Origin of the sequence: Pseudoalteromonas sp. TB64 (assembly GCF_000498095.1) — a bacterium.
Taxonomy (GTDB): domain Bacteria; phylum Pseudomonadota; class Gammaproteobacteria; order Enterobacterales; family Alteromonadaceae; genus Pseudoalteromonas.
Map to the genome: position 1 here is coordinate 50,438 of NZ_AUTQ01000230.1, position 14,437 is coordinate 64,874.

The following is a 14,437-nucleotide window of genomic DNA, read 5'->3' on the forward strand; positions in this document are numbered from 1 at the left end:
TATAATAACTGTATAGAAGCACTATGATTTTTAATTTTTCTTCATCTAAAACGTTAGTGGCATTAGCTGTTGCCTCAAGTGTGATGCTTGCAGGTTGTGCTGCTACAGCAAACACTTCTTCTCCAACACAGCAAAGTGCTTTACCAGCAACTAATGTTGCTGCGGTTGTAAACACGCCAGCAGATATCGGCTCACAAAAAATAACGTTAGAACAAGCAATGGCCGATCCTGATTGGATGGGCAATCAACCAGAGAGCGCTTATTGGGCTAGCGATTCGGCTACTATTATTTATGCTCAAAAAGAGCAAGGTAATACACTACGCGATTTATTTAGCCAATCGGTTACTAGCCAAACAGCAGAGCAGGTAGCACTTAATAAACTTCATACTGTGGGTTCAAATAAAGCTGTTTATTCAAAAAATAAAACAATGGCTGCCTATACGTTTAAAGGCAATGTGTTTGTTAAAAACCTAAAAACCGGTGAACTTAAACAAATTACAGCGACATCAGCAAGCGAATCTAAACCACAATTTTTAAATAATGGCGATTTAGTTTACCGCCAAGGCAATGTATTTTTTAAAGTTGATTTAAAAACAGGCTTAACGAGCGAGCTTGCTAACTTAAAACTTGGTGATGAGCCAAAAGGGATTGAAGAGCCAAGCACGTATATTGCTAAAGAGCAGCATAAATTGATTAAGTTTGTGGCGCTTCAACAAAAAAACAAAAAAGATAAGCAAGCACGTAATGAGCAAATTAATGAACAAAACGATTCAATTGCTAACACGGCTTACTACTTAGGTGATGGTAATAAAGTTGCAGAAGCACAGCTTTCGCCAAATGGTGATGCGCTGTTAGTCGTTGTACAAAAGCAAACAGATTGGCGCGGTGATGGCGATATTATGCCTAACTACATTACAAATGACGCCACTATAGAACCTAAAAAAGCACGCCGCCGTGTTGCAGATGCTAAAGAAGAAACATCGCAGCTTGTGTACATCAATTTAACTAACAAAGAGCAAACATCACTTAGCTTTAATACCTTACCGGGCTTTGATGAAGATGTTTTAGCCGCAGTTAAAAAAGAAAACTATGCACGTGATGGTAAAACATATAAGTCTAAAAAGGCGCCTCGTGGCATTAACCTTATTATGGACTGGGGGTTTGAGCAAAGCCCAATAGTATGGAACGATGACGGCTCGCAAGTAGCTGTCATGCTTGAAGCATGGGACAACAAAGACCGCTGGCTTGCTACCGTTGATTTTAAAAACAACAAACTTGTCTCGCAACATCGCCTGCATGACGATGCATGGATTGCTTACGCGTTTAACGACTTTGGTTGGTTACATAACTCAAACACGCTTTATTACCTATCGGAAGAGTCAGGTTACAGCCAGCTTTATAAAAAACCAATTAACGGCAAAGCAACTGCGCTAACACAAGGCCAATTTGAGGTTTCTAACTTAACGCTTGCCAGCGATGACAGCGCAATTTATTACAAAGCGAATGTTGAGCACCCAGGCCTGTACGAAATTTACCGTGTTAACCCACAAACAGGTAATAGCGAGCAAGTAACTGATTTAAATGGTATGACCGATTACACGTTAAGCCCTGATGAAACCAAGTTACTCCTTAAGCACTCAACAATTACAATGCCTAATGAGCTTTATGTAGCAGATGCTAAAGCAAATACAAAAGCAACGCGATTAACGCACACTGTGTCGGATGAGTTTTTAGCTAAAAAACTAACTGCCCCTAAAATTGTTGCTGTGCCATCGAGCCATACTGATCAACCAATATACGCAAAAGTGTACTACCCAGCTGATTACGTAGAAGGTGAAGTAGGCAAAAACCGCAAAGCGGTTATTTTTAACCACGGCGCGGGTTACTTACAAAACTCACATATGGGGTTTTCGGTTTATTTTCGTGAATTTATGTTTCATTCATTACTCGCAGATGAAGGTTATATAGTGATGGATATGGATTACCGCGCATCTAAAGGTTACGGACGTGATTGGCGTACCGCAATTTATCGTCAAATGGGGACTCCTGAAACACAAGATTTAGCCGATGGCGTTAAATGGATGGCACAAAATGCCAATGTTGATACTAAAGCAGTCGGTACTTATGGCGGCTCATACGGCGGCTTTATGACCTTTATGGCATTGTTTACTGCGCCTGAGTTATTTCAATCGGGTGCTGCACTTAGACCTGTTACTGATTGGGCACATTACAATACAGGTTACACGGCTAATATATTAAACCACCCTGACGTTGACCCAATTGCATATGAGCGCAGCTCACCAATTTATTACGCTGAGGGCTTAAACAAACGTTTATTAATTAACTCACCAATGGTTGACGATAATGTGTTTTTTCAAGATTCAGTACGTTTAGTGCAGCGTTTAATTGAGCTTGAAAAACAAAACTTTGAAACAGCTATATTCCCTGTTGAACCACATGGCTTTGTTCAGCCTTCAAGCTGGTTAGACGAATATCGTCGTATTTATAAGTTATTTAAAGAAACACTTTAATTCTTAATTCTTAAAGTATAAAAACAAACACGCCGCGTTAGTTAAATAAACTAACGCGGCGTTTTTTGGATTGAACAAAAATTACACTTTGTTTTTCTTTTTTAAGTATTCAACAATCAGCGGTATGGCTAATAAAGTGCCGCCAATTACGCCAATCAAATGCGCATCAATAGCGACAGTAGAGTTAATAAGTTTGCCTATATCAGCATTAGGACCACTAAATTGCTCAAACGCTATTTTAATCCATACACCAATAAATAATAAATAACCCGATTTAAGCCCTACGGTTATGTCTTTAACTGCGCCCCAAATGAGCACGCCATGAAGCAATGCGCTTAAACCAGTATAAATATGGATACTTGGACAAAACCAGTACACACCTAAACCACACCAAAGTGCCAACGTACATATATTAAATGCATAGCGAGTAGGGGATGTATATTCACCATGTAGTAACCAAATTAATAAAACACCGCTGGCATTTAAACCTAAATGAGCCCAATTAGCATGTACAAACTGGCTGGTAAATATTCTCCATAGCTCTCCTTGATTAACTAAAGGTCGGTTAAATTCAAGTAAATTATTTAAATCAAATGCAGCAAAAATGGTACTAAAAAGCAGCAAAGTTATAGGCGGTAATAAATAACGTGGTTGTAGTGGTAAATTAAACATTTTATTGTAATTTTTTAGTATAAATTTTTGCATATTGTGCCCGTTTAACTTTAAGATGCCAATTACCTCATCGTAATTAAGTGTTTTTAGTATTTTTATGCATTTTAAACTTAACTCATTATTTGCCATTAGCCTGTGCGCGGTAACATTGCCTTCTTTTGCACAGCAAACAATTGAAACTCGCGAACCAGAAGCAGCAACAGGTCTTATTCATAAACAAGTTGTGACTGGTGATAAGTATATGGTTGCAGCAGCAAACCCATATGCTTCTCAAGCTGGGCAACGTATTTTAGCTCAAGGCGGTAGCGCAGTTGATGCTGCTATTGCTACTCAACTAGTACTTACCTTAGTTGAACCGCAATCGTCGGGAATTGGTGGTGGTACATTTATGATGTATTACAACAAAGCAAACAATAAGCTAACAAGTTTTGATGGTCGTGAAACTGCACCTGCAGATGCAGATGAAACCTTGTTTTTAGATAAACATGGTAAAGCAGTAAAATGGATTGAAGCTGTTGTTGGCGGACGCTCTGTTGGCGTACCAGGTATTTTACATGCTTTTGCTAGTGCACATAAACAATACGGCACCTTACCGTGGAGTGAATTATTTACACCCGCAATAGAACTTGCTGAGCAGGGTTTTGTGGTGTCGCCTCGTTTACACGGCCTATTAGCGCGCCAACTAAATCCGGGTGTAATGAGCATGCCGGTAATTAACGAATATTTTTACCCTAATGGAAAATTAATTGAAGCGGGCACGGTTAAAAAAAACCAGCCACTTGCAGATTTATACAAAGACATTGCAAAACAGGGGATTGATGCGTTTTATAAAGGCGATAACGCTAAACAAATGGTTAATGCAGTTCAAAACTCTAAAATCGCACCTGGTAAATTAAGCGTACAAGACTTAGCTGATTACAAAAGTAAAGAACGAGACGCCGTATGTATTGAATACCGTGCTTATAACGTATGTTCAATGGCACCACCAAGCAGTGGCGGTGTAGCGGTACTGCAAATGCTAGGCTTGCTTGAGCATAAAGATATGGCTGCCCTTAAACCAAATGGCGAAAAAGCAATTCATTACTTTAGCCAAGCATCGCGTATTGCATTTGCTGATCGTGACGTATACATGGGCGACCCCGACTTTACGCAAGTACCAACAAAAGAGTTACTAAACAAAGACTATATTGCATCACGCGCTAAATTAATTACCGAAACAGACCAAAAAGCCGTAGCCGGTAATCCAGTCGGGTATTTAAGTTATGCAATGGATGATTCTTATGAGTTGCCGTCAACGTCGCACGTATCGATTGTAGATAGTAAAGGTAACGCAGTGTCGATGACCAGCTCTATTGAAATGGCATTTGGCTCTACAGTTATGGTTAACGGATTTATTTTAAATAACCAATTAACTGATTTTTCGCTTTCTCCGCGCATTAACGGCAAACTTGTTGCTAACCGTGTAGAAGCCGGTAAGCGCCCGCGTAGCTCTATGTCACCTGTAATGGTATTTAATAAAGATGGCAGCTTACGTTTAGTTGTAGGCTCACCAGGTGGTAGTCGTATTATTGATTACGTAGCGCAAGTGGTGGTTGGGGTTATTGATTGGAATTTATCAGCGCAAGATGCGATTAACTTACCTCGTACAACAAATCGTAACGATTACACCAGTCTTGAAAAAGGCACAGCGCTTGAAGCAATTGCACCTGCATTAACTAAACGTGGGCATAATGTGCGCGTTATCGATTTAAACTCAGGCTTACATGCTGTTGAAGTGAAAAACAACAAACTGTATGGCGGTGCCGACCCTCGTCGCGAAGGTGTTGCGTTGTCTGATTTAACGAAGAAAAACGCCACTATCAAATTTTAAATTATATAAATACCCAAGCCATCTAAAGAGAGTTTAGACGTTATTTATGCTGCTTTTTTGATTTTAGTAATAGGGTGACTATTATTTACAATCAATGGGTTGCATAAATAACGTTTAATTCCAACTGAAACTCGCATCTTAAGGCAGCTTGGGTATAATACAAGAACGAGTAAAGCTCGTATTTGTATATTCTCATTGGTCTGACAAGTTTCATATTCATTGCAATTAAACCTTTAACAATGATAATGGCAGATCATAACTTAAGACTTCGTTAAAGCCTGGAAATATGACAACAAATACTGATCCAAATTATCTTTACATACACCATTCTGGCCCTGGCCTAATTGAAACTCCGCTATTAAATAAAGGCAGTGCCTTTAGCAAAAAAGAACGCGAAAATTTCAATCTTGCTGGTTTACTTCCTCCACGCTTTGAAACGATTGAAGAGCAAGTTGAACGTTGTTACCAGCAGTACTCAAGCTTTACTGACAACCTTAACAAGCATATTTACTTACGTGCAATTCAAGATAATAACGAAACACTTTACTACCGTTTAGTGCGCGATCATCTTGAAGAAATGATGCCAATTATTTATACCCCAACAGTGGGTGATGCCTGTGAAAAATTCTCAGACATTTACCGCAGTGCACGTGGTCTATTTATTTCGTACGACGATCGTTACCAAATTGACGACATTTTACGTAACGCTACAAAAGGCAAAGTAAAAGTTATTGTTGTAACCGATGGCGAGCGTATTTTAGGTCTTGGCGATCAAGGCATTGGCGGTATGGGTATCCCAATTGGTAAATTATCACTTTACACTGCGTGTGGTGGTATAAGCCCAGCATATACATTACCTGTAATGCTTGATGTAGGTACTAATAACGAAAAACTTTTAAACGATCCTATGTACATGGGTGCGCGTCATAAACGTATTGCTCAAGATGAGTACGATGAGTTTTTAGATTTATTTATTAAAGCAGTTAAACGCCGTTGGCCTAGTGTGTTACTTCAGTTTGAAGATTTTGCACAACCAAATGCAATGCCATTGCTTAAGCGCTACCGCAATGAAATATGTAGCTTTAACGATGACATTCAAGGTACTGCAGCTGTAACTGTTGGCTCTTTACTTGCTGCATGTCGTGTTAAAAATTCAACGCTAAGCCAGCAAAAAGTAGTTTTTGTTGGTGCAGGTTCTGCTGGTTGTGGTATTGCTGAGCAAATTATTAGTCAAATGGTTTTTGAAGGCATTACTGAAGCTCAAGCGCGTAGCCAAGTATTTATGGTTGACCGTTTTGGGTTACTTTCAGAGGGAATGGAAGGCTTACGTGATTTCCAACAAGCATTGGCTCAACCGCAAGATAACTTAAGCGAATGGACTTACAGCGGTGAATACGCATCATTACTTGATGTTATGCACTGTGCAGAGCCAGACATTCTAATTGGTGTATCTGGTCAACCGGGTTTATTTACAGAACAAGTAATACGTGCAATGCATGCTGGTTGTGAGCAGCCTGTGATTTTCCCATTAAGTAATCCGTCTAAGCAGGTAGAAGCGCTTCCTGAAGATGTAATTAAATGGACCGACGGTAAAGCACTTGTTGCAACCGGTAGCCCATTTGATCCGGTTGAATATAACGGTGAAATTTTCCCAATCCCACAATGTAACAATAGTTATATTTTTCCAGGTATTGGTTTGGGTGTTATTGCGGCTAAAGCAACCCGTATTACGGATGCAATGCTAAGTGTGTCTAGCGAAATGCTTGCTGAGTCTTCACCGCGTGCAAACACAGGTAAAGGTAGTTTATTACCAGCGCTTACTGAAATTGAAACGCTAAGTAAGCGAATTGCATTTGCAGTTGCTAAAAAAGCAATTGAAGAGGGCGTTGCCCTTGAGATTTGTGATGATGCGCTATGGGCTGCAATCGATAGAAATTACTGGTTACCAAAATACCGTAATTACAAACGTTGTAGTGTTTAATCACGGTTATACGTAATTTAAAGTAAATGGCGTAATAGCATTCGTTACAACGCTTAACAAAAAACAGGCAATTGCCTGTTTTTTTGTGCTTGTTCATATTTAATTAACCACGTAAAGTCTTTAATAGCATTTACAAAATTAAAGGATCGACTTATGAAAACACTGACTCTCGTTTTAGGTAGTGCACTGGCTTTAAACGTTCTTAGCTTTGATACACTCGCTGCTGCGACCCCCGACTCTCCTCATATTTATGTTAAAGGCGAAGTCACACTCACAACAATGCCAGATTATGTACAACTTAGCGTTGGAATTACAGAAGTTGATAAAGATTTAATTGCGGCTAAAAATAAAACCGATTTAACTATCGCTAAAGCAATTAAACTCGTAAAAGAAGTTGGTGTTTTGGAGAATGATATAAACGCGGGGCAAATTTCAATAAATCGAGATAGCCAATATAACCGCACTACCGGTAATCAAGAGTTTAACGGCTTTAAGGTTTCTCGCACGCTAACTGTAAAACTTAGTGATATAAATAAATACCCAGAGTTACTACAAAGCTTAGTTAACAACGGTATTAACGAAATTAATCAAACGCAGTTTTTAGTAAGTAACTACAACGAACTACATAAAAAAGCGCAAAAGTTAGCAATTAAAGACGCACGTGACGCTGCAAAAGAATTTAGTGAAGATTATGGCGTTGATTTAAAAGGTTTATACAGCGCATCGCTTAGCCCACTTAACGTGCAATCACAGCCTTATATGCGCGCAGAAAAAGTAATGATGGCTGATAGCGCACCAAGTAACTATGTACCTGATGCCTATTATGCAGGAGAGATTAAAGTAACAGCTTCAAGCTATGCTGTTTACTATATAGATTAAAACTTTATTTTTGGTGGCGCTCAAAACGCGCTACTAACTCTTCACCTTGCTCTTGGCTAATACGGGCAATAGAGTTAAGCATATTAGTAATTTCTCGCCTGTCGTACTCATTAGTTACATGTTCATTTATGTCATCAACAATCGCATTTAAATAATTAAATAAGCTGTTTCTTGCATCGGTATCTTTATGGGCAACAAACAAAATATTTTTAAATGCCTCAAGTACGTTCGTCATTACGTATGCATCGCCTTTGGCGTAATTACGCAGCGGTGTAAAGTTGTCGTGTAGCAGTTCATCAAAGCTTGTTTCGTGCAGGTAAAGCAGTGGATTGTTATCACTGTGCTTAAACGAGTAATTAATATCGTTAATTGAAAGTCGTTGAATAAGCAATATACTTAGCATATCAATTGATTTAACTGCAGTACCAGGATCGTTTATCCCAGGGCTCATAGCCTTAACAGCAATCTCTGATATTTGTGTTAAACCATAACGGTAATGATCGCTTATATACTCTTCTATATAAAAAATAAAACAGTCGAGAATTTTATTTATCAGCTCTTCATCGTTTGTTATATCTTTATTGCACTTTAAAAACGGATAGCCTTTAACCGTAAAATAACCTTGGTTAACAGATATATACACCTTTATATCTTCCCCAGCTAAAATGGCACACAGCTTATCGGTATGCACGCCTTTATAATACCCTTCGGTTTTACTGCTGATAGAGTGCCACTGGCTAAAATCAGGAAAGTCTTCAATAGGGTTATCTTGTTGCCTTTGTATTATTGTTTTAATTTCGTTTTTAGTTTGGCTAAATAAGCCATTTAACACGTTGTCTACCTGAATGGCACGAGAAATTGAATGTATAAAAAACACAAATAAACCAAGCGAAATCAAGCCAAATATAAGTGCAAATAATACACCGATTGATGGAATAGCTGTGCTGCCACCATCTAGTTTATTAATATTTATTAGCATAATAATAGAGTAAATTATACTACCTAAATAAAAGCCCAATACCAATTGGTGTGATTTACGCGTAATAAGCCCAGGCACAACACGAGGAGATAAACTCGCACTAGCTGAGTTTAAAACAACCATAACCATAGAAAAACTAAACACAGTAAGTGAAATAATACTGCCTGCTAAGGTGCTTAAAATAGTACGCGCGTTTTCGGCGCTATCAACAAGCACAACAGATATGAACGACTTTAATTGCTCAATAGGCGCTAAATATTCTACCGACATAGTAACAATAGCAAATGCTAAAAAACCAACTGAGAGCATTGAAGGGTAAAAGCCAATACTGTTGATCATTTCTCGATAACTGTCGGCTACTTTGCGAGGTACAAACATAAAATCCTTATGTATTTTCTACTTACTTAATACCCTTAGCTTAGCATAGGCATTTATTAAACTTCTGATAATGCTGGTCAAATTTATATGTTATTATCAAACTCATAATAATAGAGCGCATATTTATGCGAGTAATAATAAATAACAGGAAAACAACGTGATCATTTCAACTTATGCAGCACTTCTTGCGTTTTACTATATATATTTAAGCTTTAATGTAATAAAACTCCGTAAAGCACAACAAATATCATTAGGCGATAATGGTGAGCCGAGCCTTCAACGTGCAATACGAGCCCATGGGAACTTTATGGAATACGTGCCGTTTGCTATTATTTTACTTTTTTTAGTTGAATATCAAGGTCTTGCTAGTCATTATTGTCATATATTAGGTGGGATGCTATTAGTAGGACGTGTATTTCATAATTCGGGCATTGTAGAAAAAAACATGAGATTTCGCCAAATTGGCGCTGTATCAACGTTTTTAGTCATAATTATTAGTGCATTTGTAATGCTGATTACTCGTAATAGTTAATATTATTTATTGCCTGATTTAAAAGATGAAAAAAATATTTATTATCGGTTTGCCGCGCACCGGCACAACCAGCGTATGCCACACTTTATTAGAGTGTGGTGTAGCTACTGCACATACCGCGTACACTAATTTTTGCTTCAATAACGCGACTGCAATTGCAGATACCCCCATTTTTAACGACTACAAAACCCTTGATTTACATTACCCTAATTCAAAGTTTATATATTTAGAGCGAGAGCTTGCGGCTTGGTTACCTTCAATAAAGCAATTATTAACACGTATGCACACTAATTTAACGCGTGCCGATGGTGGTTTTAATATTCATATAAAACGTTGTTATTTAAATACGTTTAGTGAGTTATCGTTGAATAAAATTAATGACGATAGCTACTTAGAATCTTGTTATGAAGAGCATTTTAAGGATGCTAAAACATACTTTAATAATCGTGGCCACGATTTTTTATCAATTGATATAGCAAAGCCTGAAAGCTATAAAAAGTTGTGTGACTTTTTACAATTAAAAAGTGATAAAACAGATTTTGAAAAAATGAATATGGGCGGCAAAGTCACCGCATGGAACGATATTAAACACCCGTTAAAAATAGAGTCTACAGCTAAAGGACGTATTGATAAATTACTCCCATATACTAACTAGCATAACGGGTTTAGCAATTATCATATTGTTAAATAGAGTTAATATATAAGCTAATTGGTATTGCGAGATTTTTTAAATTAAATACGTTAAAATCTCCGTATTATTATTTAAGTTGTACAGATCATGTTTGAATTAAAATACCACACCCCATTTGAATGGACCGAAGTAGTGCTTGCTGACTTTGATACTTTTTTACAAGACCACGCTGCCGCAGAAAAAAAAGCATCGGGCATGGCGATGTCTATGCTTTCTCACTACCCAGATAAGCGAAAATTGGTTATAGCAATGACCGACCTAGCTCTCGAAGAAATGATTCATTTTAAAGAAGTACTTAAAATTTTAATTGAGCGTGACGTAAATTTAGGTGACGATAAAAAAGATTCATACATTAAACAAATTCGTGGATTATTTAGAAATGGTCGCGAAGAGTTTTTAATGGATCGCTTACTTGTTGGCGGTGTAATTGAAGCTCGGGGGCACGAGCGTTTTTCGTTAGTTGCTCAAGCACTTCCCAAAGGTAAAGAAAAAGAGTTTTATATCGCGATTGCTGAGTCAGAAGAAAAACATAAAAACCTTTTTGTAGAGCTTGCCTACGAGTACTTTGACAAAGCAGATGTAGATGTACGTCTAGAAGAGCTATTAATAGCTGAAGCGAAAATTTGTAAAAGCATTCCATTTACAGCGGCTCTTCATTAAGTTTTAATCGCGCAGAGTGGTTAATAAATTACACTCTGTGCATGTTTTAAGTAAAACTTCATTTCAATCCCCTAAAACGACACCGTTTAACTCCCTTTTATTCACAAAGTATTGATTTGCATTTTGCTAATCAAAATCAAAATCGTCATTTAAATAAAGCATAACTCATTAAAAAATAAAGCTAAAAAGTTTGGGTTAATAATTGCACTTACTCCTTTAAGCAAATTGAGGGAAAGGCTTATGTTAAAATTAACTTTTATACTACTGCTACTATCATTCACTGCTATAGCCAGTGAAAGTAACTTAGATTATATAGAAAACGCAAATGGTGAGCGGGTACAAAAAGTGTCGCACTTAGTTAAATGGACGCACACTCGCTTTGTGTTTAATCGAGATATTTCGCGAATAGCACTTGGTCATGAGGCCACGCTTGATGTAAATGTGGTTAATGGACGTGAGTTGTTAATTTTAGCCAAAAAGTTGGGTCGTACATCAATGATGGTGTGGTACGACGATAAAAGCTCTGAAACATTTTTACTTGGTGTAACCGAAGACTATAGCGTACTGGAAAATGCCTTAAACGATATTCACCCTGACGTGCAACTAACCATAGCGCCTGATCGCCATGCTGTAGTATTGCGCGGTGAAGTACCAACAATTAATTATCGTCATGCTGCTTATGAAGCTGCAAAAAACTACCTTTATGCCAGTAGCTCACAAGCATCACAACCTGTTATTACCTCAAATCCTAACCAAGGTATGTTTAACTCGCTTGCACAACGATTACAAGGCTTGGGTAACTCAAATGGTAGTAGCTCTCAAAACTCGAGCAAAGTCGCAATCATTAATTTAATAAAAGTAACTCAAGCACCCAAGCCAAAAGAAGAACGTATAAGCGAAGTTATTAAATCAATGGGTGCAGATAAGGTTAAAATTAAACGTATTTCTGTTGATGAATTATCAAATGACGACAGTGACGTGTTTTTCTTATCAGGTACTGTTAAAAACCAAATAGAACTCGTGCGTTTATTAAATGTGATTAATAAATTATTTGAACCAGAATTATCAACCCAAATGCCAGGCTCTTCGCTTGATCAAAGTAGTATGATGGGCGGTTCAACTCAAAATGAAAATTCAGATATTGAAGTACTAGCAAATGAATCTGGTGGTTTATTAAATGGCGGCGGCTCAGGTGTTACTTTAAGTAATGTGAACTCAAATATTGCACGTGCAACATTACTCTCAGTTGCTGGCGGTAAAGTATTGTCGAGCATTGAAGTAGAAGATTTACCGCAAATCCGAGTGTCAGTTCAATTATACGAAGTTAACCAACGTCGATTAAAGCAATGGCGTCCTGATATTAGTGTGCTTTCTAATGGCTATCAACAGCAAGAAGGGTTATTTGGTCTAGATGGAATGACTAATCGTGAGTCGGGTTCGTCAACGATTGAAAATGCATTGCAATTAATTGGTGGGCAACTAACTAATAATTTACAACTTTCGACTTCTCAATTTGCTATTGATATGCTGTTTTCTTTATTAGAACAAGAAGGTATTTCAAGAGTGCTTTCTAGACCCACTATTACTGTACTTGCAGGTGAGAGTGCGGTGTTTAAAGTAGGAGGGGAAGTACCCGTTCCAACCACATATAGTCCATCTGGTATCACTAGCGGACAGCAAGGTAATAGTGGGTCTGTATTTAGTGGTACTGAGTTTAAATCTTTTGGTGTTGAATTAAACGTACGTGCAATGGTTGATGATAAGGACCGAATAACACTTGATTTAAATCCTGTAATTTCAATGCCCGATACCACCTTAACAGCAGAAATAGCACAAAGCACAGGAAGTAGTTTAAATAGCAGCGCTTTTAATACGCGCAGCATGCAAACATCTACTCGGTTAAGAGATGGTCAACCTTTAATTATTGCAGGGCTAATAAGCGCTGATAGCAACTCAAGCCATGATTTTGTACCTAATGGTAGCGGCGAAAGCATGTTAGGGAAATTAAGCGAAACAACGAGTAAAAGCGAAAATAACCGTGAACTTATTATTGTAGTGACCCCTAATTTGGTGCGAGAACCAGTAAATACATTACGTTCATGGGAACCTGCTGATTTAGACTCTCAATTACTTAGTTTCATACAGGAGCAAGGACTATGAAAATATTTTACGTTATTTTACTACTTACTTTATCTGGTTGTGCTCACATTGACTATAAGCCAAGTGTTAATCCATATAGTGCTTTGGGTGATTTAGTTAATAAATATCAGTTAAATACACAGCAATTAAAGTGCGAAGGTATAAACGCAAGTAACTGTCTAACATTAGTGCATGAACTAAATCAGTTAATGCTAGAGCATCCAGGTAACACGGCTATATTGTCGATTGCAGCTTATTCATTTTATAAAAGTGGTAGAGCAAACCAAGCGCAACAAGTTATAAATACATTACTTAATAAACCTAATCCTCCATTAAATGCAATTACACTTGGTATAAGCTTGGCGATTGAGCAAGGGAATTTAGCAAAAGCTAAAAGTATTGCTCAATATGGAATTGATGTATTTGGAACTCAGTCATCACCTTACTTACAAATGGCGTCAATTCATTATGCTCAAGGTAGTTATGTTATTGCTTCTAATTATTTAGAGCTTGCCGCTAAGTTTGGATTAAAAAATACGATTTATTTTTACCATAAAGGATTAATAGAAGAAGGAAATGCTAATAACTTACTTGCATGTAACTATTATGAGCAAGTGTTATCTGTTGAGCCAGAGCATAAAAAAGCGCTTGCTAGGCGAGGAAAGCTTTCTATTTTAGGAAATTGTTATTCTTAAGGCCGAAAGGCCTTTTTTTACTCAAATTTTAAACAATCATTTATTCGCCTTAACGTAACTTTAATTTGTATTTTCTATAGTTAACTTTTCAAAGTATTAATCATGCAAGGTAGATTTACTAAAATTATGATATTTTAATAAATAACCCCATGCTTTATCACCCTTAAATTATGATCTCCCCTTATTTCTTCATTCTTTGTTTAAAACTGCGACAACAAGAAAGTACCTCAATAGTAACTGCTCTCTTTTATTCTCGAATTTATTTAATAGCGTTCGTAGCTTCACCTAATTTGAAAGCCCATAAGGTAGATTTGCGATAATTAAGCGAGATTCAATTTACATAAAATTTGTGACTTTATATTTAGTTTTCAAATCATTCAGCCCTCATGAAGTGTGGTTATTAATATAAATAGGAAATAGTTCGTATGAA

11 protein-coding genes are annotated in these 14,437 nt (G+C 37.4%); 9 read left to right on the forward strand and 2 right to left on the reverse strand.

All coding sequences use genetic code 11. From position 1 onward, the window contains the following. Positions 1 to 23: 23 nt before the first annotated feature. Entirely contained in the window at positions 24 to 2,531 is a 2,508-nt protein-coding gene (locus L647_RS0119535; protein WP_024612523.1) for a prolyl oligopeptidase family serine peptidase, read from the forward strand. A gap of 81 nt (positions 2,532 to 2,612) precedes the next feature. Here L647_RS0119535 and rrtA read toward each other — a convergent pair whose 3' ends face one another. After that, positions 2,613 to 3,236, reverse strand: a complete 624-nt coding sequence (rrtA, locus tag L647_RS0119540) for a rhombosortase (RefSeq protein WP_029880553.1) — start codon at positions 3,234 to 3,236, stop codon at positions 2,613 to 2,615. 64 nt (positions 3,237 to 3,300) lie between these two features. Here rrtA and ggt point away from each other — a divergent pair, with 64 nt between their 5' ends. The 3 genes from ggt to L647_RS0119555 all read left to right on the forward strand — a co-directional run bounded on the left by ggt (position 3,301) and on the right by L647_RS0119555 (position 7,933). Then, positions 3,301 to 5,073 (forward strand): gamma-glutamyltransferase, encoded by a 1,773-nt coding sequence (gene ggt / locus L647_RS0119545; RefSeq protein WP_024612525.1) that lies wholly within the window; start codon positions 3,301 to 3,303, stop codon positions 5,071 to 5,073. 286 nt (positions 5,074 to 5,359) lie between these two features. Beyond that, entirely contained in the window at positions 5,360 to 7,054 is a 1,695-nt protein-coding gene (locus L647_RS0119550) for an NAD-dependent malic enzyme (protein WP_024612526.1), read from the forward strand. Between the two features lie 153 nt (positions 7,055 to 7,207). Continuing rightward, positions 7,208 to 7,933 (forward strand): SIMPL domain-containing protein, encoded by a 726-nt coding sequence (locus L647_RS0119555; RefSeq protein WP_024612527.1) that lies wholly within the window; start codon positions 7,208 to 7,210, stop codon positions 7,931 to 7,933. Positions 7,934 to 7,937: 4 nt separating this feature from the next. Here the strand turns inward: L647_RS0119555 and L647_RS0119560 are convergent, their stop codons facing one another. Then, on the reverse strand, positions 7,938 to 9,290 hold the full coding sequence (locus tag L647_RS0119560; protein WP_024612528.1) for a DUF2254 domain-containing protein: 1,353 nt from the start codon (positions 9,288 to 9,290) through the stop codon (positions 7,938 to 7,940). A gap of 157 nt (positions 9,291 to 9,447) precedes the next feature. On the opposite strand from L647_RS0119560, the gene L647_RS0119565 reads away from it, so the two are divergent. The 5 genes from L647_RS0119565 (at position 9,448) to L647_RS0119585 (ending at position 14,007) form a co-directional block, all read left to right on the forward strand. Beyond that, on the forward strand, positions 9,448 to 9,822 hold the full coding sequence (locus tag L647_RS0119565) for an MAPEG family protein (protein WP_024612529.1): 375 nt from the start codon (positions 9,448 to 9,450) through the stop codon (positions 9,820 to 9,822). Positions 9,823 to 9,847: 25 nt separating this feature from the next. Further along, on the forward strand, positions 9,848 to 10,477 hold the full coding sequence (locus L647_RS0119570) for a sulfotransferase (protein WP_024612530.1): 630 nt from the start codon (positions 9,848 to 9,850) through the stop codon (positions 10,475 to 10,477). A 123-nt stretch (positions 10,478 to 10,600) separates the two neighbouring features. Next, positions 10,601 to 11,173 (forward strand): tRNA-(ms[2]io[6]A)-hydroxylase, encoded by a 573-nt coding sequence (locus tag L647_RS0119575; protein ID WP_024612531.1) that lies wholly within the window; start codon positions 10,601 to 10,603, stop codon positions 11,171 to 11,173. 240 nt (positions 11,174 to 11,413) lie between these two features. Then, entirely contained in the window at positions 11,414 to 13,333 is a 1,920-nt protein-coding gene (locus L647_RS0119580) for a pilus assembly protein N-terminal domain-containing protein (protein WP_024612532.1), read from the forward strand. Further along, entirely contained in the window at positions 13,330 to 14,007 is a 678-nt protein-coding gene (locus tag L647_RS0119585) for a hypothetical protein (protein ID WP_024612533.1), read from the forward strand. The genes L647_RS0119580 and L647_RS0119585 overlap by 4 nt, the downstream gene beginning before the upstream one ends. Positions 14,008 to 14,437 lie beyond the last annotated feature (430 nt).

Coding starts and splice junctions, on each gene's coding strand:
- L647_RS0119535 (WP_024612523.1), top strand. CDS start 24: ATGATTTTTAATTTTTCTTCATCTAAAACGTTAGTGGCATTAGCTGTT.
- rrtA (WP_029880553.1), bottom strand. CDS start 3,236: ATGCAAAAATTTATACTAAAAAATTACAATAAAATGTTTAATTTACCA.
- ggt (WP_024612525.1), top strand. CDS start 3,301: ATGCATTTTAAACTTAACTCATTATTTGCCATTAGCCTGTGCGCGGTA.
- L647_RS0119550 (WP_024612526.1), top strand. CDS start 5,360: ATGACAACAAATACTGATCCAAATTATCTTTACATACACCATTCTGGC.
- L647_RS0119555 (WP_024612527.1), top strand. CDS start 7,208: ATGAAAACACTGACTCTCGTTTTAGGTAGTGCACTGGCTTTAAACGTT.
- L647_RS0119560 (WP_024612528.1), bottom strand. CDS start 9,290: ATGTTTGTACCTCGCAAAGTAGCCGACAGTTATCGAGAAATGATCAAC.
- L647_RS0119570 (WP_024612530.1), top strand. CDS start 9,848: ATGAAAAAAATATTTATTATCGGTTTGCCGCGCACCGGCACAACCAGC.
- L647_RS0119575 (WP_024612531.1), top strand. CDS start 10,601: ATGTTTGAATTAAAATACCACACCCCATTTGAATGGACCGAAGTAGTG.
- L647_RS0119580 (WP_024612532.1), top strand. CDS start 11,414: ATGTTAAAATTAACTTTTATACTACTGCTACTATCATTCACTGCTATA.
- L647_RS0119585 (WP_024612533.1), top strand. CDS start 13,330: ATGAAAATATTTTACGTTATTTTACTACTTACTTTATCTGGTTGTGCT.